This window comes from Ensifer sp. WSM1721, assembly GCF_000513895.2.
Lineage (GTDB): Bacteria > Pseudomonadota > Alphaproteobacteria > Rhizobiales > Rhizobiaceae > Sinorhizobium.
In genome coordinates this window covers 473,904-497,263 of record NZ_CP165782.1, presented here as the reverse complement: position 1 = coordinate 497,263, position 23,360 = coordinate 473,904, and the positions used below count along the sequence as shown (strand labels likewise).

The 23,360-nt window shown below is 62.5% G+C and carries 19 protein-coding genes; 6 read left to right on the top strand and 13 right to left on the bottom strand.

The annotated features are described in order from the left end of the window. Window position 1: 1 nt before the first annotated feature. The 4 genes from M728_RS02385 to M728_RS02370 form a co-directional block, all read right to left on the bottom strand. Window positions 2-622 carry a hypothetical protein gene (locus tag M728_RS02385; protein ID WP_026618426.1) on the bottom strand — a complete coding sequence of 207 codons (621 nt, stop codon included), beginning with the start codon at window positions 620-622 and terminating at the stop codon, window positions 2-4. A gap of 133 nt (window positions 623-755) precedes the next feature. Then, window positions 756-3,665 (bottom strand): isoleucine--tRNA ligase, encoded by a 2,910-nt coding sequence (gene ileS, locus M728_RS02380; RefSeq protein WP_026618425.1) that lies wholly within the window; start codon window positions 3,663-3,665, stop codon window positions 756-758. Window positions 3,666-3,945: 280 nt separating this feature from the next. Beyond that, window positions 3,946-4,929, bottom strand: coding sequence for a bifunctional riboflavin kinase/FAD synthetase (locus M728_RS02375; RefSeq protein WP_026618424.1), 984 nt, complete (start codon window positions 4,927-4,929; stop codon window positions 3,946-3,948). Window positions 4,930-4,942: 13 nt separating this feature from the next. Beyond that, window positions 4,943-5,791: a TIGR01459 family HAD-type hydrolase gene (locus tag M728_RS02370; RefSeq protein WP_026618423.1), complete on the bottom strand. Its 849-nt coding sequence runs from the start codon at window positions 5,789-5,791 to the stop codon at window positions 4,943-4,945. Between the two features lie 384 nt (window positions 5,792-6,175). Here M728_RS02370 and groES point away from each other — a divergent pair, with 384 nt between their 5' ends. Beyond that, window positions 6,176-6,472: a co-chaperone GroES gene (gene groES, locus M728_RS02365; RefSeq protein ID WP_012706990.1), complete on the top strand. Its 297-nt coding sequence runs from the start codon at window positions 6,176-6,178 to the stop codon at window positions 6,470-6,472. Between the two features lie 78 nt (window positions 6,473-6,550). Further along, window positions 6,551-8,188: a chaperonin GroEL gene (groL, locus tag M728_RS02360; RefSeq protein ID WP_026613024.1), complete on the top strand. Its 1,638-nt coding sequence runs from the start codon at window positions 6,551-6,553 to the stop codon at window positions 8,186-8,188. A 375-nt stretch (window positions 8,189-8,563) separates the two neighbouring features. On the opposite strand, the gene M728_RS02355 is transcribed toward groL, so the two are convergent. From M728_RS02355 to hisS, 6 genes are all read right to left on the bottom strand, one after another. After that, window positions 8,564-11,356 (bottom strand): EAL domain-containing protein, encoded by a 2,793-nt coding sequence (locus M728_RS02355; RefSeq protein WP_026618421.1) that lies wholly within the window; start codon window positions 11,354-11,356, stop codon window positions 8,564-8,566. A 191-nt stretch (window positions 11,357-11,547) separates the two neighbouring features. Further along, complete coding sequence (locus M728_RS02350) at window positions 11,548-12,765, bottom strand: NAD(P)/FAD-dependent oxidoreductase (protein WP_026618420.1); 1,218 nt, start codon at window positions 12,763-12,765, stop codon at window positions 11,548-11,550. Between the two features lie 85 nt (window positions 12,766-12,850). Next, the gene (locus M728_RS02345; RefSeq protein WP_026618419.1) at window positions 12,851-13,558 is read right to left on the bottom strand and encodes a glutathione binding-like protein; all 708 of its coding nucleotides are present in this window, start codon (window positions 13,556-13,558) and stop codon (window positions 12,851-12,853) included. Window positions 13,559-13,778: 220 nt separating this feature from the next. Beyond that, a complete protein-coding gene (hisG, locus tag M728_RS02340; protein ID WP_026618418.1) occupies window positions 13,779-14,474 on the bottom strand; it encodes an ATP phosphoribosyltransferase in 696 nt (231 codons plus the stop codon). Beyond that, window positions 14,471-15,619 (bottom strand): ATP phosphoribosyltransferase regulatory subunit, encoded by a 1,149-nt coding sequence (locus tag M728_RS02335; RefSeq protein WP_026618417.1) that lies wholly within the window; start codon window positions 15,617-15,619, stop codon window positions 14,471-14,473. Before M728_RS02335 ends, hisG begins: the two co-directional genes overlap by 4 nt. Continuing rightward, window positions 15,619-17,133 carry a histidine--tRNA ligase gene (hisS, locus tag M728_RS02330; RefSeq protein WP_026618416.1) on the bottom strand — a complete coding sequence of 505 codons (1,515 nt, stop codon included), beginning with the start codon at window positions 17,131-17,133 and terminating at the stop codon, window positions 15,619-15,621. The genes M728_RS02335 and hisS overlap by 1 nt, the downstream gene beginning before the upstream one ends. Window positions 17,134-17,363: 230 nt before the next feature. Between hisS and M728_RS02325 the strand changes: the two genes are divergently transcribed. Together M728_RS02325 and M728_RS02320 are read left to right on the top strand one after the other, a co-directional pair. Then, window positions 17,364-17,783, top strand: coding sequence for a hypothetical protein (locus M728_RS02325; RefSeq protein ID WP_026618415.1), 420 nt, complete (start codon window positions 17,364-17,366; stop codon window positions 17,781-17,783). A gap of 586 nt (window positions 17,784-18,369) precedes the next feature. Next, a complete protein-coding gene (locus M728_RS02320) occupies window positions 18,370-18,756 on the top strand; it encodes a DUF305 domain-containing protein (protein ID WP_026618413.1) in 387 nt (128 codons plus the stop codon). A gap of 68 nt (window positions 18,757-18,824) precedes the next feature. Here the strand turns inward: M728_RS02320 and M728_RS02315 are convergent, their stop codons facing one another. Further along, a complete protein-coding gene (locus M728_RS02315) occupies window positions 18,825-19,460 on the bottom strand; it encodes a DNA-3-methyladenine glycosylase I (RefSeq protein WP_026618412.1) in 636 nt (211 codons plus the stop codon). A gap of 304 nt (window positions 19,461-19,764) precedes the next feature. Between M728_RS02315 and M728_RS02310 the strand changes: the two genes are divergently transcribed. Continuing rightward, complete coding sequence (locus M728_RS02310) at window positions 19,765-20,511, top strand: L,D-transpeptidase (protein WP_026618410.1); 747 nt, start codon at window positions 19,765-19,767, stop codon at window positions 20,509-20,511. Window positions 20,512-20,704: 193 nt separating this feature from the next. Then, a complete protein-coding gene (locus M728_RS02305; RefSeq protein ID WP_026618409.1) occupies window positions 20,705-21,397 on the top strand; it encodes a L,D-transpeptidase in 693 nt (230 codons plus the stop codon). Between the two features lie 175 nt (window positions 21,398-21,572). Here M728_RS02305 and glcF read toward each other — a convergent pair whose 3' ends face one another. Both glcF and M728_RS02295 read right to left on the bottom strand, forming a co-directional pair. After that, window positions 21,573-22,865, bottom strand: coding sequence for a glycolate oxidase subunit GlcF (gene glcF / locus M728_RS02300; protein WP_026618408.1), 1,293 nt, complete (start codon window positions 22,863-22,865; stop codon window positions 21,573-21,575). 79 nt (window positions 22,866-22,944) lie between these two features. Then, complete coding sequence (locus tag M728_RS02295; RefSeq protein ID WP_026613038.1) at window positions 22,945-23,325, bottom strand: membrane protein; 381 nt, start codon at window positions 23,323-23,325, stop codon at window positions 22,945-22,947. Window positions 23,326-23,360 lie beyond the last annotated feature (35 nt).

The window sequence follows — 23,360 nt, the reverse complement described above, 5'->3', positions numbered from 1 at the left end:
CCTAGAACGGCCAGTACCACTTTCTGCCGCTGTTTGCGACCTGCGCTTCCTTCTTGCGGCGGCGATCCTTGTCCTTTTCCGGTTCGCCGAGATCCGTTTCAGCGCCTTCGGGCAGGCGGCGATACTCGAGCGGCGGGTCGCTCAGGAAGCGGCGCTTGTCGGAATAGGCGCCCTGTTCGATCTTGCGGGCCTCGCGATAGGCCTCCTGCTGTTCCTTGGCGGAAAGCCGGCGGCCGTTGGCGTTCGCCTTGGCGAGCGGCGAGACATAATTGGGGTTGGTCTTGTTGGCGTCCGCCTCTTCGCGCAGGCGCTGGCGGACCTCTTCGGGCGACTCGACCCAAGCCGGATTGGCTTCGCGGCTCGCGAGCGACTTCTGGGGCTCGATCAGCGCGGCCTGCTGCTCCTTCGGCGGCAGCACGAGAGGTGCACGCGGCTGGTACTTGGTAGGAGCCGTCTTCGGCGGAGCGAGGCTGACGGCGCTGCCGAGGTCATCGAGCAACTGTTCGCCCGCCGTCTTATCGGTGCCGTAGGTGGGGCCGCCGACGCAGCCGGAAAGCATCAGGCTGCCCGCCACGACAACGGCAATGCCGGCAAACACTCGCATCTCTCGCGTCATATCCATGAATTCCTTCCAGCCGACCGCACCTCGCCTGCCGCGGCCACTCAAGCGCCCCTTGGCGGAAAATTCCGCCAAATTTCGGGCAGGTTGTACCGGATGAACGCCTCAAGCGCAATTCACCCGGTAAAACGTCCCGTCAGGGCTTGAAGCCGAGCTCCCTCAACGCGGCGGCGTCGCGCGCCGACACATCCGGATAGAGCGGATCGGAGCCGACATCCGTGGTGATTCGCCAGGAGCGGGCGCATTTGCGGCCCTCTGCCAGCTTCGGCACGACGCTCACCTTCGCGACTTCCGGCAAGGTGAAGGCGCCGGCCGGCCCTTCGCTGCCGTCGATCTCGATGGCCGAGGTGATGCAGATCTCGGCAAAGTCCTGACCGTCGAGCGCCTGGCGCAGTTCCGGATCGGTGATATGGACGATCGGAGCGGCCTCGAGCGAGGAGCCGATGCGCTTGTCCTTGCGTTCGATTTCGAGCGCGCCGGTCACCACCTTGCGGACTTCGCGGATCTTCCGCCACTTCTCGGCGAGCGCGTCGTCGCGCCATTCCGCGGGCACGAGCGGGAACTGTTCGAGATGCACAGATACGGCCTCGGGGTTGCGGGAAAGCCAGGCTTCCTCGGCGGTAAAGGGCAGCATCGGCGCGAGCCAGGTCACCAGGCAATCGAACAGGGTGCGGATGACCTGCAGCGCGGCGCGGCGTCGCAGCGACGACGGCGCATCGCAGTAGAGCGCATCCTTGCGGATATCGAAATAGAAGGCAGACAGTTCGACGTTCGAGAAATCGATGAGCGCGCGCGCGATCCGCTTGAAGTCAAAGGCGTCGTAGCCTTCGCGCACCAGCCGGTCGAGTTCGGCAAGGCGGTGAAGCATCAGCCTCTCGAGTTCTGGCATGTCGGCAAGCGCGACCACTTCGCCCTTGTCGTGCGCAAGCGTGCCGAGCATCCAGCGGATGGTGTTCCTGAGCTTGCGGTAGGCGTCGATGTTCGTCTGGATGATCGTCTTGCCGAGGCGCTGGTCTTCCCAATAGTCCGTCGTCATCACCCAGAGCCGCAGGATGTCGGCGCCGGCATCCTTCATCACCTCTTGCGGTGTGACGGTGTTGCCCTTCGACTTAGACATTTTCTCGCCCTTCTCATCCATGGTGAAACCATGCGTGATAACGGCGTTATAGGGCGCACGGCCATGCGTGGCGCAGCTTTCGAGCAGCGAGGAATGGAACCAGCCGCGGTGCTGGTCGGAGCCTTCAAGATAAACGTCCGCCGGCCATTTCAGGTCCGGTCGGTCCTCCAGCGTGAAGGTGTGGGTCGAACCGGAATCGAACCAGACGTCGAGGATGTCCATGACCTGGTGCCATTTGGCATGGTCATGGTCGTTTCCGAGGAAGCGTTCCTTGGCACCTTCCGCGAACCAGGCGTCCGCCCCTTCCTTTTCGAAGGCGTCGAGAATGCGGGCATTGACCTGATCGTCGACGAGGATCTCGCCGCTGTCATCGGCGAAGATCGCGATCGGAACGCCCCAGGCGCGCTGGCGCGACAGTACCCAGTCGGGGCGCTGCTCGATCATCGCACGCAGGCGGTTCTGGCCGGCGCCGGGCACGAAGCGGGTTCCGTCGATCGCGTTGAGCGCGCGAGAACGCAACGTCGTGCCGTCGCCGAAGTCCTTGTCCATATAGACAAACCATTGCGGCGTGTTGCGGAAGATCACCGGCTTCTTCGACCGCCAGGAATGCGGATAGGAGTGCTTCAGGCGGCCGCGGGCGAAGAGCGCGTGGCGGGCAATCAGCGCCTTGATGACGCGATCATTGGCATCGCCCTTCTTGCCCTTATCGTCGATAACACGGCCGGCGCCGCCTTCCGCATCGGGACCGAAACCGTGCGCCTCAGCCGTGAAGTAACCGGCATCGTCCACGGTAAATGGGATCGCGGAGGAAATGCCGCGCGCTTCGAGCGCCCGGGCGCTGTCCATCCAGGCCTCGAAGTCCTCGCGGCCATGGCCGGGTGCGGTGTGCACGAAGCCGGTACCGGCGTCGTCGGTCACGTGGTCGCCATCGAGCAGCGGCACCTTGAAGGCGTAGCCGCCGCCGAGGCCGTGCAGCGGATGGGCGCAGATGATCGCCGCCAGCTCGCCCGCTTCGATATCGCGGACGAAGTTGAACGTAACCTTCGCCTTAGCGGCGGATTCGTCGGCGAGCCGCTTGGCGAAGATCAGCTTTTCACCGGGCTGCGGGCCATAATCGTTCTCTGCCGTCGCGACCTCGTAGAGACCGTAGGCATAGCGCGAGGAATAGGCGATCGCGCGGTTACCGGGGATGGTCCAGGGCGTCGTCGTCCAGATGACGACGAAGGCGCCGGCGAGCGCGTCCGGCCCTTCGGTCACCGGGAACTTCACCCAGATCATATCGCTTTCGACATCGGCATATTCGACTTCCGCCTCGGCCAGTGCCGTGCGCTCGACGACCGACCACATGACCGGCTTCGAACCGCGATAGAGCTGGCCGGCCTTGGCGATCTTGATCAATTCGCCGGCGATGCGGGCCTCGGCGTGGAAGTTCATCGTCGTGTACGGATTCTCGAAGTCGCCCTCAATGCCGAGACGCTTGAACTCCTCCGTCTGCACCTCGATCCAGCCGCTGGCGAAGTCGCGGCATTCCTTGCGGAACTCGTTAACCGGAACGTCATCCTTGTTCCGGCCCTTCTCGCGGTATTTCTCCTCGATCTTCCATTCGATGGGCAGACCGTGGCAGTCCCAACCCGGAACGTAGTTGGCGTCGTAGCCGCGCATCTGGAAGGAGCGGTTGATCACGTCTTTCAGGATCTTGTTCAGCGCGTGGCCGATATGGATGTTGCCGTTGGCGTAAGGCGGTCCGTCGTGCAGCACGAACTTCTCGCGGCCGGCGGCCGAGGCGCGCAGCTTTTTGTAGAGTTTCATCTTCTGCCAACGGGCGACGATTTCCGGCTCCTTCTGCGGCAGGCCGGCGCGCATCGGAAACTCCGTTTGCGGCAAGTAGAGTGTGGAGGAATAATCGATCTTTTCAGCGGTCTCTGTCATGGTCTTTGCATTCGCCTTTTCCGCGCGGGATCGTCACGCATGCGGAAGAATCGGTCTCTTGAAGATGGCTGGGGGCGCGAAACGCCGAAATCCCGGACCTTCCGGCGCGGCCTAGCGCGCACGGAAAGCCGGGCCAATAATTCGCTGATCGACGATCAATCGACGGTGCCGGGTCATGGTGGCCGGTTCTTTAAGGCGTTTTCGGCCTTTTGAAAAGGTCCGCGAGCTTCGGTGCCCGAATTCTTTGGCTGCGAACGCCGTGAGCGTTCTCCCAGCTTCCTCAGACGAAATTGATCCTGCGGTCGATCCCGCTCAGCGGCTGAACGCCGGAAAGAAGCGCGCGCGCCTCCTTCTCGTCCTCTTTCATCTGGACCATCAGCGGTTCCAGCCCGTCGAATTTCAGCTCGTCGCGCAGATGGCCGAAGAAGGACACCGCGCAAACCTCGCCGTAGAGGTCGCCGGAAAAGTCGAAGACGAAGGTTTCGAGCAGAGCCTCGCCGTCGCTGTCGACGGTCGGACGGCGACCGAAGCTCGCGACGCCGTCATGGAGCGACCCGTCCGGCCGGCGGAACCGCACGGCGTAAATGCCGTTCTTCAGTTCCACTTCCGGCGGCAGCCGCATATTCGCGGTCGGGTAGCCGAGCGTGCGCCCGAGCTTCTTGCCGCCGATCACTTCCGCCTCGACCGTATAGCGGTAACCGAGAAGGCCGGCGGCGTGGGAAACGTCGCCTTCGGCGAGCAAGGACCTTATGAAGCTTGAGGAGATCACCGCGGCATTCTCGTCGCGGAAGGCATCGACCAGGGTGACACCGAAGCCCTCCCTTTCCCCGGCCGCCATCAGGAAGGCCGGCCCGCCTTCCCGGCCCTTGCCGAAGTGGAAGTCAAAACCGGTAACGACGTGGGAGGCGTGCAGCCATTCGCGCAGGATGCGATGAATGAAGTCGGAAGCCGAAAGCTCCGAAAAGGTCCGGTCGAAGGGATATTCGATGACGGCGCCGAAGCCCATGCCCTCCAGGATACGGGCTTTCAGCGGCGCCGGCGTCAGCCGGAACACCGGCTGGTCGGGCCGGAAGACGGTGCGCGGATGCGGCTCGAAGGTAAGCACCAGCGCGGGAACGCCGCGGTCTTTGGCTACGTCGAGAGCGCGGTTCAGCACTGACTGGTGGCCGCGGTGGACGCCGTCGAAATTGCCGATCGCGATCACGCCGCCGTGCAGGCGCTCCGGAAGCGGATCACGGGTTTCGTTGCGATGAAAGACCGTCATCTCCGTCTTCCCGTCAGCCGAGCCGCGGCATCCACCACTTCGGCGTGGCCCCGTGCTGCCTCAAAAAAGCGGCGAGCTTGGCTTCGTCGGTGCGGCTCTCATGCATGTATTCCTGCGCATGGATGCCCGCGCTGACATAGAGCAGATCGAAGCCCGCGTCCTGCGCACCCTTAACATCCGTCGGCATGCCGTCGCCGATGGCGATGACGCGCGAAAGATCGAAAGCGCCCCTCGCCGCCTTCGCCTCCGCAAGGGCGGCCCGATAGATGGCGATATAGGGCTTGCCGGCGATGCGGGCCTCACCGCCGAGCTCTTCGTAAAGCTTGGCGATGGCGCCGGCGCAGGGGATCAAACGGTGGCCGCGCTCCACGACGAGATCGGGATTGGCGCAGATGAAGGGTATCTTGCGTTTGGCGAGCCCCGTCAGCGTCGCGCGGTAATGCTCGGGCGTCTCGGTCTCGTCATCGTAGAACCCTGCACATACGATCGTCTCGGCGTCGTCGGCGGAGACGATCTCGGTGCCGAGCCCTTCGAGCAACGGCAGATCGCGATCGGCGCCGATAAAGAAGATACGCTTCTCAGCCGCGGCGATCAGTGCCCGCGTCACGTCGCCGGAGGTGACGATACGGTCATAGGCTTCGTCGGGAACGCCGAGGCCGCGGATCTGCACCTTGACGCCCGGATGCGGCCGGGGCGAATTGGTGATGAGAACGACCGTCAGTCCTTGGGCGCGCGCCTCGGCAAGCGCCTCGCATGCGGATGCGAAAGCCTGGACGCCGTTGTGAAGCACGCCCCAGACATCGCAAAGCACCACGTCGTAGCGACCGGCGATTTCCCGAAAACTGTTGATCCTCACGGCCATGCTGGCTTCCTGCAAAGTCGGCTTTCCGGCTGACATCGCAAGGAAGGGGCAAGAATACAAGCCTTGCCCAGAGAAAAACGCCGCCCTTCCCAAGGATTCGGTGGTTCAGCGTTTACATTCGCTTCCCCTTTGCCCGCCGTGGAGACCCAATCTCCTGGGCGGCAACCAACGGCAAAGCGCGTCATAGAGCGGCCGCGAAAGTCATGGACGATCGGCCCAGCCTGTCAACGATCGGCGCCGGGAAAATTTCTCGCGGCCTGTCCTTGACTCCTCCCGCACCCGGCCTTATCTCGGCGGCGCTAGCACTCGCAATTTATGAGTGCTAACAACCATCCACCGGGTCTATCAACGATCCGCAATGTCATTTGATCGAGGGATTAGACAATGGCAAGCACCAATTTCCGTCCGCTGCACGACCGCGTTGTCGTCCGCCGCGTTGAGTCTGAAGAAAAGACCAAGGGCGGCATCATCATTCCGGACACCGCGAAGGAAAAGCCGCAAGAAGGCGAAATCGTGGCTGTCGGTTCGGGTGCCCGCGACGAAAGCGGCAAGGTTGTTCCGCTCGACGTCAAGGCTGGCGACCGCGTCCTGTTCGGCAAGTGGTCTGGCACCGAAGTCAAGATCAACGGCGAAGACCTTCTGATCATGAAGGAAGCCGACATCATGGGCATCATCGGCTGATCGGCCGGCATCCCTTTCCAAACTTCCGCAATTTGAAACCGGGCCTGCCCGGAATTTCGAAACCAGGAGCTTTCAAAAATGGCAGCTAAAGAAGTCAAGTTCGGCCGTACTGCGCGCGAAAAGATGCTGCGCGGCGTCGACATCCTCGCCGATGCAGTCAAGGTAACGCTCGGCCCGAAGGGTCGTAACGTCGTTATCGACAAGTCCTTCGGCGCTCCGCGCATCACAAAGGACGGCGTTTCGGTCGCCAAGGAAATCGAACTCGAAGACAAGTTCGAGAACATGGGCGCCCAGATGGTCCGCGAAGTCGCTTCGAAGACCAACGACATCGCTGGCGACGGTACGACTACGGCAACCGTTCTCGCCCAGGCGATCGTTCGCGAAGGCGCAAAGGCCGTTGCTGCCGGCATGAACCCGATGGACCTGAAGCGCGGCATCGACCTCGCCGTCGCCGAAGTCGTCAAGGACCTCCTCGCCAAGGCGAAGAAGATCAACACCTCGGATGAAGTTGCGCAGGTCGGCACGATCTCCGCAAACGGCGAAAAGCAGATCGGCCTCGACATTGCGGAAGCGATGCAGAAGGTCGGCAACGAAGGCGTCATCACGGTTGAAGAAGCCAAGACCGCCGAGACCGAACTCGAAGTCGTCGAAGGCATGCAGTTCGATCGCGGCTATCTCTCGCCCTACTTCGTCACCAACCCGGAAAAGATGGTCGCCGACCTCGAAGACGCTTTCATTCTCCTGCACGAGAAGAAGCTCTCGAATCTTCAGGCCATGCTCCCGGTTCTCGAAGCCGTCGTCCAGACCGGAAAGCCGCTCCTCATCATCGCTGAAGACGTCGAAGGCGAGGCTCTTGCTACGCTCGTCGTCAACAAGCTGCGTGGCGGCCTGAAGATCGCTGCCGTCAAGGCTCCGGGCTTCGGCGACCGCCGCAAAGCCATGCTCGAAGACATCGCCATCCTGACGGGCGGCACGGTGATCTCCGAAGACCTCGGCATCAAGCTCGAAAACGTCACGCTCGACATGCTCGGCCGTGCGAAGAAGGTTTCGATCTCCAAGGAAAACACGACGATCGTCGACGGCGCCGGCCAGAAGGCCGACATCGAAGGCCGCGTCGCTCAGATCAAGGCCCAGATCGAAGAAACCACCTCCGACTACGACCGCGAGAAGCTGCAGGAGCGTCTTGCAAAGCTCGCTGGCGGCGTTGCCGTCATCCGCGTCGGCGGTGCGACGGAAGTCGAAGTGAAGGAAAAGAAGGATCGCATCGACGACGCTCTCAACGCGACGCGCGCTGCCGTTCAGGAAGGCATTGTACCGGGCGGCGGCGTCGCCCTGCTGCGCTCTTCCGTCAAGATCACCGTAAAGGGTGAAAACGACGACCAGGAAGCCGGTGTCAACATCGTTCGCCGCGCTCTGCAGGCTCCGGCCCGCCAGATCGTCGAGAACGCTGGTGACGAAGCTTCGATCGTTGTCGGCAAGATCCTCGAGAAGAACACCGACGATTTCGGCTACAACGCCCAGACCGGCGAGTATGGCGACATGATCGCCATGGGCATTATCGACCCGGTCAAGGTTGTTCGTACCGCTCTGCAGGACGCAGCTTCGGTTGCTTCGCTGCTCATCACCACCGAAGCCATGATTGCCGAGCTGCCGAAGAAGGACGCTCCGGCAATGCCGGGCGGCATGGGCGGCATGGGCGGCATGGACATGATGTGATAGGGCGACAGGCCTAGCACAGGGGATACCATCCGACAGGAAGGGCGGCCTCGAGGCCGCCCTTTTTGCTGTACGTCAAGACGCCTATCGGAGCCGCCGAGTAAAGACGATCCGCGCCACGAATTTCATTCGCTGCTACAACCCGGCCGAGCGACGTGACGTGCTTTAAACTCTTCGAGCAGGCAGCAAGAGCCTTCTCGTCCTTCTGTTTCCGCACGACAATCATAATCGAGATGAGACTGCGGCAGCCCGTTTTCTGCACGGGCGAGTCATGGGGCTGGAGGAACGCTATTCGGGCTCCATATTCGGCATCTTCCTCTTTCGGCGATTCATGATCGACGGCCCGGAGGTCCTGCCGAAGCGGTAGCTTCAGCGTCAGGCAGCCTGCGTCCGGACGCCGATCACCGCGGCGATCGGCGCCGGGCGCCCGAGCAGGTAGCCCTGTGCCTCGTCGCAACCTTCCGCCTGCAGGATTTCGAGTTGGTTCTGCGTCTCGACACCCTCCGCGAGGACCGGGACCGAGAGGCTCTGCCCGAGGGCAAGGATGGCGCGGACGATTGCCTTGGCCTGCGGGCTTCCTTCGACTTCCCACATGAAGCTCTTGTCGAGCTTGATCTTGTCGAACGGGAACGAGCGAAGCGTTTCCAGCGAGGAATAGCCGGTGCCGAAATCGTCGATGGCGATCGTCACGCCGAGCGCCTTGATTTCTCGAAGCGTCAATAGCGCCCGCTCCTTGTCGTCGATGATCGTCGACTCGGTGATCTCCAGTTCGAGCCGCTTCGGGTCGAGCCCCGTTTCGACGAGGATTGCCTGGACGAGGTTGACGATGTCGCCATTCGCAAGCTGCACCGGCGACAGGTTCACTGCGATCTTGAAGTGGTGGTCCCAGCTGGCCGCTTCACGGCAGGCTTCACGCAGTACCCATTCGCCGATCGGCAGAATGGCGCCGCACTCCTCGGCGAGCGGAATGAACTCGTTCGGCGGCACCATGCCGCGTTCCGGATGCTTCCAGCGCAGCAGCACCTCGTAGCCGGTGACATCACCCGTGGTGACCGATTTCTGAACTTGATAGTGCAGCGCGAGCTGGTTTTTCTCCACGGCGTCCCAAAGATCGTTGGCGAGCGCGCGGCGGCTGCGGGCCGCCTCGTCCATGGACACCTCGTAGAAGCAGACCGTCTGGTTCAGTGCCGCCTTCGCGCGATACATGGCGAGATCGGCGTTGTTGATCAGCGCGTCGGCGGTCTCCGCGTCCTCAGGATAGATCGCCACGCCCATGCTGCCACCCGACTTCAGTTCGAAATCGCCGAAGCGCATCTCCTCGTGCAGGCATTTCTCGAGGCGCAGCAGGAAATCGTTGAGCTCGGCGAGCTCCTCGAAGCGCTTGACGGCGGCAAACTCGTCTCCGCCGAAGCGGGCGACGAACTCGCCTTCCTGAAGAAGCGCCTTCATCCGCTGTGCGATCGTGACCAGGACGAAATCGCCTGCCGCATGCCCGTGCAGGTCGTTGACTTCCTTGAACTTGTCGAGGTCGATGCCGATGACCGCCACCTTGCGCGAGAACCAGGCGGCCGCATCAAGCTCCTCGTCCAGGTAACTATTGAACTCCGGCCGGTTGGGCAGACCCGTCAGACTGTCGTGACGGGCGAGGAAGGAGATCTGCTCCTCCGAGTCGAGCCGCTCGGTAATATCCTCGTAGGTGGAAACCCAACCGCCATCGGGAAGCGTCCGGTGCTTCGTGAGGATGGAGCGGCCGTTCGGCAATTTCTCGATCAGGTCCCCACCGCCCTTCGCGACGATGTCGAGCCTGTGCTTCTGATAGGCCTCCTGCACTCTCGCTTCCGCCACAGTCGGATCCGCATAGCTGCGGGCCGATAGTCGGCCAAGAACTTCGCGGAAGGTCAGTCCCTTGCCCGCGAGCGATTCAGGGAGACCGAATATCTCGAGGCTGCGACGGTTCGAGATCAATAGCCGATCGGCACGATCGAAGAGACATATGCCCTGACTCATGTTCTCAAGCGCAATGTCGAGATTCTTGGTGACCTCGGCGATGCGGTCGGCGTCTTCTTTCTGTTTGGTGATGTCCTTGACGATCGTGATGAAGCCCGCATGCCGCCCGTCATCGTCGATGAGCGGATCGATGATGACATGCGCCCAGAGCCGGGTCCCGTCCTTGCGGTAGCGCCAGCCCTCAGTTTCATATTTGCCGGCATCAAGGGCAATGCGCAAAGCGCGCTCCGGCAGCTTCGCCTCCTGCTCCTCAGGAGAATAGAAGCAGACGAAGTTCTTGCCGATGATTTCCGCAGCCGTGTAGCCTTTGTTGGCCTCGGCGCCGGCGTTCCAGCTTGCGACGCGGCCGTCCACATCGAGCATGCAGATCGCGTACTCCTTGACGCTCCGCACAAAGCGCGCGAACTCTTTCTCCGAGGCCGCCGCGAGGATTTCCGCCTGGCGTGCAAAAGCGGCGGCGATCAGCACGGCGGAAAGAAGGAAGAAGGCCGTTCCGGCGATGACGAAGGCCAGAAGATGCGGCGCGATCATTCCTTCGCGAATCTCTCTCGCGCGCTCGATCTCGAGAGTTACCGCGCCCATGGCGGTGAAGTGCAGCGCGACGATGCCGAGCGTCATCGCCGATGTTGCGATCAGCTTGGATTTCAGCGCGCTACCGCCGCGGTCGATCGCGAGGAGCGCGCCTATGTCGAACAGTGAGCCGACCAGGATGGACGCGGCAACGAGCGCCGTGTCCCAGCGGATGGCTCCGGGCACCTCAAGCGCGGCCATGCCCAGGAAATGCATGCAGGCTACGCCGGCGCCAAGAACCAGACCGCCAAGCAGCCATGCGGCCCGCCCCCTCATATGGGTCGCGACCGCCAGGGCCGACGTTGTCAGTACGATCGCGACGACCAGCGATAATGTCGTGAGCTTCGCCTGATAGCCGAGCACGACACCCGGATCGTATGCGAGCATGGCGATGAAGTGCGTGGCCCATATACCGAAACCGCTGGCGGCGCCTGCGGCCGCTACCCAGATCGCCTGCGGCCTGCCCTTGGAAGCACGCGCACGCTGAAGCAGGGTCACGGCACCATAGCTGGACAGGAAGCAGATCACCGCTGCCAGCGCAACCAGGCGCAGATCATGTTCCACGACGAGGCACGAAAGGATCTTGAACATCGCAGGTCGCCCACATAAAAAGTCTGCCCGCCACGCGTACCGCGCAGGGTCTCTATCTGTTGGCTCTGCGCCGTTTAAGGAAGGATGAAGATAACCGACGGGCAGCCGTTTCGAGATGAAACAGTGCTTTTTGCGTTAATGAATCGCGAAACCGCAGCGCAGAACGGTGCGCAGGTGACGCAATTCGGCCGCTATGCCAGTAACGTCTTGAGATCGATCTGCGGATCGGCCAGGAGTGCGCGGTTCGGGGTGGCACCCGCCTCAAGCAATTTCTTCCCCGTCACATAAGCTTTGGCGTCGTTGACGGCGTCGACCGCGATCAGCTTGCCCTGCCGGAAATACCAGACGGAGACGCTGCCCTCGCGCTGGCCGGGGCGGACCAGTGTCTCGTCATGGCCGAGCCCAAAGCCGGCAATCTGCAGCTTCACGTCGTATTGATCCGACCAGAACCAGGGATTGGGATCGTAAGGCTCTGAACCGCCGGCGAGGATGGCGGCGATCGCTTCCGCCTGATCCACGGCATTCTGCACTGACTCGAGGCGAACGCGCATGTCGTGCCAGGGGAAGACTGCACAATCGCCTATGGCGAAGATGGCCGGATCGGACGTCCGGCCATGGCTGTCTACGACGATGCCGTTGGCGGTATCGAGCCCGGCATCATGCGCCAGCACATCATTCGCCGTCACGCCGATGCCGACGACAACAAGGTCGACCGGGATGATGGAGCCATCCGCAAGCTCGGCCCCCGAGACCCGGCCTCCGTCGCCAATCAGCCGGTGAAGGCCCATGCGTTCGCGGATATCGACTCCATGCGAGCGATGGATTTCACGGACGATCGCGGAAGTCGCCGCGGAAGCGACGCGCTGGAGAATACGATCCGCCATTTCGATGACGGTGACCTCGAGCCCACAGGTTCTGGCGACCGCCGCCGCTTCCAGGCCGATATACCCGCCACCGACCACCAGGACGCGCCGACCCGGTTTCATCTCCTCGGCGAGTTGGTCCGCGTCCTTGAAATCGCGCACCACATAGACGCCGGCGAGATCGCCGCCGATCGGAGCCGGTAGCCGGCGTGGTGTGGCTCCCGTAGCAAAGGCCAGTGTTTCATAGTCGAGCTTCGAGCCGTCGCTGAGCGTTACTTGCTTTGCCGCCCGGTCCACCCGCGTCACCGTCGTCGCGAGGCGGATATCGATCTCGTGCTCCGCATACCAGTTCTCCGGCCGGTAGAGCAGCCGGTCGAGGGTCATTTCGCGCAACAGGTATTTCTTGGAAAGCGGCGGCCGTTGGTAGGGCAGGCTCTCTTCGGCGGCGATAACGGTGATCGGGCGCTTGTCCTCAAGGGCACGGAGCTTGGCAACCAAGGCGAAAGCGGCCTGCCCGCCGCCGACAACAACAAGTCTTCCCGACACCTTTTCCACCCGTCTCGACGTCTCTACTCACCCGTATCCTTCCGGCCCGGGCTTCGTCAACTCGGGCCGGAGCATCACGCAAGGGTCATTCCTTTCTGGGAATTTCCATGCCTTTCTGTGCGGCCGGGCGCGCAAGGCCGCGCTCGACCCAGGCCATGACGTTCGGGAAGCTCTTGTAATCGAGAGCCTCGGCGCCGCCATAGAACTTGCGCGCGCCTTCCACCCAAGGATAGGTGGCGATATCGGCGATGGTGTACTCGTCGCCCATCAGCCATTGCCGGCCGTCGAGTCTTGCTTCCAGGACACCGAGAAGACGCTTCGACTCGTCACGGTAGCGCTCAACCGGATAGGAATTGTTGGCGACCTTGTCGGCGGCGAATTTGAAGAAGTGGCCGAACTGCCCGAACATGGGCCCGATGCCGCCCATCTGGAACATGACCCAGCAAAGCGTCTCGTAGCGACGGCCCGCATCCGCCGGAATGAGCTTGCCGGTCTTTTCCGCGAGATAGATCAGGATCGCGCCGGACTCGAAGAGGCCGATCGGCTTGCCGTCCGGTCCGTTCGGATCGATGATCGCCGGAATGCGGCCATTCGGATTGAGCGACACGAACTCGGGCGACTTCTGCTCGTTGGTGTCGAAGGAGATACGGTGCGCCTCATAGGGGAGCCCAAGCTCTTCGAGAGCGATCGAGATCTTCACGCCGTTCGGCGTCGGCAGCGAGTAGAGCTGGATGATGTCGGGATTTTTCGCCGGCCAACGGCTCGTGATCGGGAAAGAGGAAAGATCAGCCATAGTGGATGCCTCGAGGTGGGACTTGGGAGGTTGGATATCTGCCGCCCCTACATAGGTAACGCCGGTTGCATTTGTCAGGGCCGAACCGACAATTTCCGTCCAGCCCATACACTGCTGCATGTGTCCTTAAATCGTGCCCGATTTAAGGACAAAAACATGCAGCAATTCAAAGTGCTACAGCGTCCTTTGTGCGTCTCAAAAGACGCACGGCGCTGTAGCGTCAGAGCGCGGCGCGGACAGCCGCAACGATCCGATCGATGACTGGATTGCCCTCGTGGGTCGCCTTGCGCGCGCGAACGAGGCAGGCCTCCGAGTGCAGGATCACGCCGTCCGAGAGGATCTTCAGGTGGTTCGCCTTGAGCGTGGAGCCGGTCGAGGTGATGTCGACGATGATGTCGGCCGAGCCGGAAGCCGGCGCGCCCTCGGTCGCGCCCAGGCTTTCGACGATGCGGTAGAGCTGAATGCCGTGGCTGCCGGAGAAGAACTGCTGCGTCAGTCGCCAGTATTTCGTCGCGATCGCGAGCCGGCGGCTGTGACGGGCACGGAAGTCGGCGGCGACGTCGCCGAGATCGGCCATGGTGTCGACGTCGTACCAGATCTCCGGCACGGCCACGACGACATCGGCATGTCCGAAGCCGAGCCGCGCTGAAAATTCGACACGTGCGTCGACGTCAGCCAGGCTTTCGCGCACGAGGTCCTCGCCGGTGACGCCGAAATCGACGGCGCCGCTGCCGACTTCGCGGGAAATCTCGGAGGCCGAGAGGAAGGCGACCTCGACGTCTTCCCAATTCTCGACCCGGCCGCGATAGGAGCGGTCGTTGCCGACGGCGACGATCTTCATGCCGGCACGCTCGAAAATCGCCGAGGCGTCGTCCTTCATGCGGCCCTTGGACGGCAGCGCAATGGTGATCGTCATTTCGTGCTCCCTGCCGCAGCAATGGCCCGCTCGATCCGATCGAGCCAGAGAGAGAAACCGACGGCCGGAATGTGCTCGCGAGCGCCCAAGAGCGTCAGCAGGCGATCGAAGCGGCCGCCGCCGGCAAGCACCGCCGGCGTCCCCTCGACCTCGATCTCGATCTCGAAGACGAGACCTGTGTAATAGTCCAGCGGACGACCGAAGGCGGCGCGGTAGCGGATGACGCCGGGGTCAGCCCCCACCTTCGCAATCGCCGCAACACGCGCGTCGAAAAGCGAAAGCGCGTCGTCTATCTTCAGTCCCGATCTGCCGGCGAACTGGTGAAGGGCGGCCGGCGCGTCGGCAAGCGCCAGGTCGAAAGCCAGGAACTCGCGCATGACGGAAAGCGCCGCTTTATCGAGCCTCGTCGTCGCCAGTTCCAGCTTTTCCTTCAATCGGCGGGCGATGTCGCGAGGCGAACGGCTGGCATTGGTGGAATAGCCGGTCGCCTCCATGGTGTCAGCGATATGGGCGACGAGCCGTTCCTCGTCGTCGAGAATGCTCGTGATTGCAAGCCGCTCGACTTCAGGGCCGAAGACGCCGGGCGATTTGGGATCTGCAAGCTCGCCAAGGAGCTTCTGCAACTGCTTCTGGTCGCCGAAGGCATGGATCAGCCGCTTCTGCCAGCCCGCCGGCAAGCCGCAGGCGGCAACTACCGCCTCGAAGACCGACTGGTCGCCGAGCGTCACCTTCAGCCGGGCGTCCGGCAGCCGGTGGGCGAGCACCAGCATCGCGTCGCCGATCGCCCGCGCGTCCGCTCCCGCTGTGTCCGGGTCGCCTAGGTCTTCGATGCCCGCCTGATAGAACTCGCTCGAGCCGTCGCGCCGCTGGCGGAAGACCTCGCCAAGATAGGCGTAGCGCTGTGGCGTGCCGGTCGCCGTTTCGATATGCCGCAGGCAGACCGGAATGGTGAATTCCGGCCGCAGGCAGAGGCTTTCACCGGTCTCGCTCTCCGTCATGAAGATACGCCGGCGCAGATCCTCTCCCGCCATGTCGAGGAAGGGCTCGGCCGGCTGGATCACCGGCGTGTCGACACGCAGCGTCTTCAGCCGCTCGAAATCGGCGAGCAAGTCTCCGGCAAAGGCGGGGAGATTGATCAGCGGCATCAGCCTGCCCTTTTCCGATCCTCTGCCTGTCCCGCCAGAATTTCGCGGACCTTCGCGACGAGTTCGCTTTCTGGAACGGAAACCTGGGCGACGCGTGCCTCACGCCAGGCGACGTTGTCCTCGATTTCACCCGAAAGCCGCTTGCCCTCGATCAGATCCTTGATCTGGACAACACCGGCGGCGCGCTCGTCACCGCCCTGGATGATGGCAATCGGCGAGCCACGCCGGTCGGCATATTTGAGCTGGTCGCCAAAGTGCTTCTTGTTGCCCTGATACATTTCGGCGCGGATTCCTGCATGGCGCAGCCCCTGCACGAAGCGCTGGTAGCGGCCCATGCTGTCGAGGTCGCGGTCCATGACGCAGACGACGACCGGCGCGATCACCTCCTCGACGCCGAGTTTGCCGAGGTTTTTCAGCGCCGTCATCAGCCGCGACACACCGATCGAGAAGCCCGTAGCAGGCACCGGCTGGCCCATGAAGCGCGAGACGAGGCCATCATAACGGCCACCGCCGCCGACAGAGCCGAAGACGACCTTCTCGCCCTTCTCGTTGGTGACGGCAAATTGCAGCTCGGCCTCGAAGACCGGGCCTGTGTAATATTCCAGGCCGCGCACGACCGACGGATCGATCTTGATCCGGTCCGCCTCGTAACCCGCGCTCAGCACGAGGCTGCGGATGGTATTCAGCTCCGCAACGCCTTCCGCCCCGCGGGCGGTGCCGGCGACGAGCTCTGCCAGCTCGTCGGCGCTCTTCGCATAGTCGGTGATGCCGACGAAGAACAGGATCTTGCGGATCGGCTCCTCGTTAAGCCCAGCGCCCTTGGTGAAGTCTCCGCTCTCATCCTTGCGCCCTTCGCCGAGCAGCAGGCGCACGCCCTCGGGGCCGAATTTGTCGAGCTTGTCGATGGCTCGCAGCACCGTCAGGCGCGTGTTCGCCTGCTCGTCGCCGCCGAGGCCGATCGCCTCGAGCACGCCGTCCAGAACCTTGCGGTTGTTGACGCGGATCACGTAGTCGCCGCGTGCGATGCCGAGCGCTTCCATCGTATCGGCCATCATCATGCACATTTCGGCATCGGCCTGGACACCGGCCGCACCGACGGTGTCGGCATCGAACTGCATGAACTGGCGGAAGCGCCCTGGACCCGGCTTTTCGTTGCGGAACACGTAGCCGGCGCGGTAGGTCCGGTAGGGAAGCTGGATCTCGTTGAAATTCTCCGCGACGTGGCGCGCGAGCGGCGCGGTCAGGTCGTAGCGCAAGCTCATCCATTGCTCGTCATCGTCCGTCAGCGAGAAAACGCCTTCGTTCGGACGGTCGCTGTCGGGAAGAAACTTGCCAAGTGCCTCCGTGTATTCGAACAGCGGCGTTTCCACCGGATCGAAGCCATAGCGCTCGTAGACTTCGCGGATCTTCGCGATCATCTCGTCGGCCGCGCGAATGTCGGCGGCCGAACGATCGACGAAGCCGCGCGGAAGGCGCGCCTTGAGCTTCTGCGTTTTCTTCGGTTTGTCGTTCATGGAAGGCATTCCGGGCTTTAAAGCTTGGTCGGTGCCTTCCCTACCGGATCAAGTCGAGACCGGCAAGGGCGGCGACAATAAAGCGCCGTGAGCTCCGGAACAGGAGGGAACCTAGCGGGCGCCGAAGCGTTCAAGAGCCGACATCATGATAACAAAGCTGTGATTGTAAACTGTAACGCATACGCTTATAAGTTAAGTTTAGGAGGGCTTAAATGGGGAGCCGTAGCGATATGCTGACTTTGATGACGCCCGGATCGGGAGCGGTAAAGCCCCTCAATCCGGAGACCCACAAGGCTTGGACCCGCAGTATCGCAGAGGCCGGTTGCCTAGTAGAACCATGGCGTTGCGACGTTGCCAGCGGCACTTTCGTCTTGGGTGCGCGTACGCTTTCGCTTCTTGGCCTCAGGCAAAATCCCTGCGGCATCATCGATCTCCTCCGCGCCTATGACAAAGGCGACCGGCCGACGATCCTCAGCATCCTGGAACAGGCGACGGCAAGCTCCTCTTCCTTCTGCTTCTCGACGACGGTTCGCGGTTCAAGGGGGCAAATCTCGCCGCTTTACTGCATCGGCAATTCGACGCTCAGCGAACACGGCGCCGAAGGCTTGCTCGAAGGCGTGTTCGCGCTTCCCGGAGCGGGCAGGCGTTGAGCTTCATGAGGGCCGGCATCCGCCTTGCGCTATCGCTGCCTTTTTTATTGCACGGAAGCACCCTATCTTGCTCGCATGTTGCGCCTTCTCGCGATCATTCTTTTCTTTCTCGCTGCGCCCCTCAGCGGTGGGCTTGCCGCGGCTGCGCAGGTCCGGGATCTGGCAGCGAACGCCCCAGTCGCGCATCATCACCAGATGGCCCCGGTCAGGCACGGCCACGCTTCCGCGAAGCCGGAGGCAGCCTGCGAAGACGGCGAACGGTGCGGACATCCGGCGAAGACCAACCATCCGTTTCTTTGTTCGGCATGCGTCGCGATCGGCGCCTCGCAGCTCGGAGTGACCCGTCCGGCGCGGCCTTCCGTGCGGCTGTCGCCGGATCGCGATAAAGAGCTTCGTGCGCTTCTCCTCAAACCGCGATCACCGCCACCCAAATTGGTCCTCTCCATCTAGCGCCGCACTTCCGAAAAAGCGCGAAGAATGACCCGACGCCTTGAGGCGCTGGCCGCTTCAGCGCCTCGCCCGGAGGCGAAATGTTCCCGGCGCGAAGAAGCACGCGCCACCAAGAGAATGATGGAAAGGAAAATACATGTCCCTGAAAAGTTTCACCGCCGTCCTGCTGCTCGCCGCGGCCTTCACCACCCCTGCCCTTGCGCAGGACAGTGGCCATAGCGGCATGGATCACGGCTCCATGGAGATGACCGACCAGGCGGGCGACACGTCGGCCTCGAGCAAAGCCTTTACCGAGGCGAACGCCAAGATGCACAAGGACATGGACATTGTCTTCAGCGGCAACACCGATGTCGATTTCGTGCGCGGCATGATCGCTCACCATCAGGGTGCCATCGACATGGCGAAGGTCGAGCTTCAATACGGCAAGGATGACGCGATCCGCAAGCTCGCCGAAGACGTCATCAAGGCGCAGGAAGCCGAGATCAAGATGATGAAGGAATGGCTTGCCAAGAACGGCGGCTGACCAGACGTCCTCCCCGCTTTGAAGGGCGGGGAGGGCAATCATCGCGTGCCAGGGACGACGGATCCTCGCTATGTCCGCGGTCTTGCGAACTGACGCCGCATCTCCTCGACGGACGCGCGGCAGAAGCATCCTTCGATGTGGTCGTTGACGAGGCCCATGGCCTGCATGAAAGCGTAGACGGTGGTGGGACCGACGAAGGTCCAGCCGCGTTTCTTCAGATCCTTCGAGATCCTGGCCGAAGTCGGTGTCGTCGGATTGGCGATCAACGTGTCGTAATCCATCATCTTCGGACGCTCGCTTCCGTCCGGTTCGTGCGACCAGAAATAGGCGGCCAGCGAACCGAACTCGTCACGCAGTTCCCTTGCCCGCCGAGCGTTGTTGATGGTCGAGACGATCTTGCCGCGATGGCGCACGATGCCGGGATCGGCGAGGCAACGCTCGATGTCCTCTTCTCCGAATTCGGCAACCCTGTCGAAATCGAAGCCTGCGAACGCGGCGCGAAACGCCTCGCGCTTTCTCAAGATCGTCAGCCAAGACAGGCCCGATTGAAAGCCTTCCAGGCAGATCTTCTCGAACAGCCGGCGGTCGTCCGCGACCGGCCGGCCCCACTCCTCGTCGTGATAGCGGCGGTAGTCCTCGAGGTTCCCGTGCCAGGCGCAACGGCTGAGCCCGTCTTCCCCGGTGATCAAGCCCTTTTCTGCCATGCTTCGCCTCTCTCTTCTGTTTCCTTTTTGTTCTCTTTACCATTTGCACACCAGATTCATAAAGCTGCGAATAACCCTACCCAAAGCTTTATTGATGCTGCCGCTTTTTATCGAAGCGCCGTTTACCTTTCGGTGGCGGATGGATGAGAGCATCGCGCCATTGCTGGAGTGGGGCGAGGAAAAGCGTGCGGTTTCTTTCCGCCCTCCGTTCCAACCCATTGGAATTTATCCGAGCGCCGGCCGGAAGACCTCCGGCTTCGGCGCCCTCTGGAGATTTTTCGGCGTAAGGTAGCGAGTCCGTCCGATGATGAAGAAGTCCCTTTTTCTTGCCGCATCCTTCCTCTTGATCCTCTCCGGCATCGCCGGCGCGCAGGATCGTTATCAAAACCGCCCGCCGGTCATCGTCAGCCCCGATCTCACTGCCCCCTGGGTGATGCAGTTGACCGGCGAGCGCGTCCGACCGGCCGTCTATCGCCAGCAGGTTCCGGCAGCCACCCGAAAACAGATCGCGCGCCAGGCAAAACGCCAGCCGCGTCCGGCCGTCGTGCAGCCGGTATCGATCGCGCGCCGGCATAAATCGGTGAAGTCGCAATTCGATCCGCAATTCCTGCCGCAGATGGTCGCCTACGAGGCGAAAGAGAAACCCGGAACGATCGTCATCGACACCAACAACCGCTTCCTCTATCTCGTCACCGGCAACGGAGAAGCGCGGCGTTATGGGGTCGGCGTCGGCAAGCCGGGCTTCGAATGGGCGGGAGAGCACAGGATCACGCGCAAGGCCGAGTGGCCGGATTGGACCCCGCCGCAGGAGATGATCGCGCGCGAAGCGGCCAAGGGTCATTACCTGCCGGCCCGTATGGACGGCGGCCCTGAGAACCCGCTCGGCGCCCGCGCCATGTATCTCGGATCCACGCTCTACCGCATCCATGGCACCAATGCGCCCTGGACGATCGGCTACGGCGTTTCCTCCGGCTGTATCCGCATGCGCAACGAAGACGTTGTCGATCTCTACGAGAGGGTCAAGGTCGGCACCAAGGTTATCGTCATATAGCGGCGGCCGTTGGGCTAGAATACTTCCTTCGCTCACTCGTTTTTGCTGCCGACAAAGCGTGGTTTTGAAGCAACAGCCGTTCCCTGAGATACAAGATCCGTCGTTGTCCTTGCTCTATAGCAGATGTCGCGGGCTTGCACTTGCAGCTAGATTGCATAGCTTGCCGCTAACGAGGGTTCAGAGGGAATCGTAAATGAAACGTAATGCCACCAGGCTGGTCGCGCTTGCCGTCGCGGCCGCTGCCCTTTTTGCTGCAGCAAATGCTTTGGCCTTCACGCCTGCCGATCGCAGCGGACCGACCGTCGACTCCGACGTCGTGCTCGCCGCCTATGAAAAGCGGCCGGCGAAGAAATATTGGCGTACCAAGGTCCGTTTCCGCACGGATGAGGCACCCGGCACAGTCATCGTCGATACCAACAGCAAATACCTCTATTACATCGATGGCCCGAACCGCGCGACGCGCTACGGCATCGGCGTCGGCCGCGACGGCTTCGGCTGGTCGGGCGTCGTGAAGGTGGGCCGCAAGGCCGAGTGGCCGGCCTGGACGCCGCCGCCAGAGATGCGCGTGCGCGAGAGGGCGAAGGGCCGCATCCTGCCGATCACCCAGCCAGGCGGCATCGACAACCCGCTCGGGGCGCGCGCCCTCTACCTCTACAAGGGAGGCCGCGACACGATCTTCCGCATCCATGGCACCAACCAGCCCTGGACCATCGGCCAGAACATGTCGTCGGGCTGCATCCGCATGATGAACGAGGACGTGGAGCACCTCTACGACCGCGCCGGCATCGGCACGAAAGTCATCGTCATCGGCCCCGGCAGCAAGCCCGGCGATACCTACTTCGACGATCGCGGCGTGGACATCTTCCGCCAAATCTTCGGCGGTTGAGCCACTAACCGACTGATGGCGACTTGCCCCTCTCCTCGGGTTTAACCCGAGGACTAGCCCTCTCTCCGCGCGCGGGAAGAGGGGACTGGGAGGTCGCCGCGAGTCCCTTCCCCCGTCAAGACGGGGAGAAGGTGGCCGGCAGGCCGGATGAGGGGCAGACACGATCGCTCGGGCCTTACAGCCCCGCCGGCTTCGGCCCGCCATAGGCCCAGTCGAGCAGTTCAACGGTGTGCAGGATCGGGATCTTCGTTCCGCTGGCGATCTGCGTTATGCAGCCTATGTTACCGGTAGCGATCACATCGGGTTTGGTGGCCTCGATATTCCTGACCTTGCGAGCTTTCAGCTTGGCCGAGATATCCGGCTGCAGGATGTTGTAGGTGCCGGCCGAGCCGCAGCAGAGATGGCCTTCCGCCGGCTCGCGGACGGTGAAACCCGCCCGTTTCAAAAGTTGCTTCGGCGCCGTGGTGATCTTCTGCCCGTGCTGCATCGAGCAGGCGGAGTGGTAGGCGACGGTCAGGGCCCGCGCGCCCTGCTCCGGCAAGTCGAGGCCGGCGAGATATTCGGTTATGTCCTTCGCAAGCGCGGAGACCTTCGCGGCTTTATCGGCATAGGCGGGGTCGAGCCGCAGCATGTGGCCGTAGTCCTTGATCGTCGTGCCGCAACCGGAGGCGGTGATGACGATCGCGTCGAGACCGTCCTCCTCCGCGGCCTTCAGCCAGATGTCGATATTGCGTCGGGCCGCTTGCAGCGCCTGTTCCTCGCGCCCCATGTGATGGACGAGAGCGCCGCAACAGCCCTCGCCCGCCGCGACGACGACCTCCACGCCTTGCGCTGTGAGCAGGCGGATGGTCGCATCGTTGATTTCCGGCCTCAGCACCGGCTGCGCGCAGCCAGTGAGCAATGCCACGCGACCACGTGGCGTGCCCTTCGCCGCATAGACCGCCGGCTTTGCCGCGCGGGATGCCGGCAAGGCGTTTGGCGCCAGATCCAACATGACGCCGAAGGTCTTGAGTAGCGGAACCCGCTTCAGCAATCCCGCGAGCGGGCGCGCAAAACCGGCCGCCCTCAGCGCCAGCCGAAAGCGTGATGGATAGGGCAACGTCGCGGCGATGACGGAGCGGGCAAGCCGGTCCTTGAACGGACGTCTGTAGGTCTGTTCGATATGCACGCGGGCATGGTCGACGAGATGCATGTAGTCGACGCCCGAAGGACAGGTCGTGAGGCAGGAGAGGCAGGAAAGACAACGATCGATATGGGTGACGGTCTCGGAATCCGCCGCCCGCCCGTTTTCCAGCATGTCCTTGATCAGATAGATCCGGCCGCGCGGGCTGTCGAGTTCGTCGCCGAGCACCACATAAGTCGGACAGGTCGCCGTGCAGAAGCCGCAGTGGACGCACCTGCGCAGGATCTTTTCGGATTCGGCGACATGCGGGTCGGCGAGTTGCTCAGGGGAAAAATTGGTCTGCAACCGAATACTCCAATGCGACGCGCTTTAGTCGTTGTTTTTGTGGATGCCGTTCAAACCGCTCACACTTTCCTCATCCGCGCTAGACCCACCAGCTTTCGGGATCGCTGATCGGCTCCTCGCGGGCAACCCTTTGTAGGCCGATGACACAGCGCACGACGATCCATACCGCCGTAGCGACGAAGCCGAGTACCCCTATCAGCACCGTGGTCAGTAGCGCCGAGACGACGCCGAATAGTAGAGCTATCCAGAAAGTGCGGATCGCCCAGGTATAGTGCGTCCTTGCCCATAGCTCCGCCTTGTCCCGGTTGAGATAGGCAAGGACAAGCCCGATGATCACGGTGATGCCGACGGCAAAGCCGACAAGATAGAGCAGGTAGATGATCTGGATGTTGACCTTGCCCGGTTCGAGCCAGCGATCGGTCTCACGGGAAAGCGGCGTTTGCGAACCGGGATCGGACATCGGTCTCTCCTTGGTTGGAACGGACTGCGATCGGC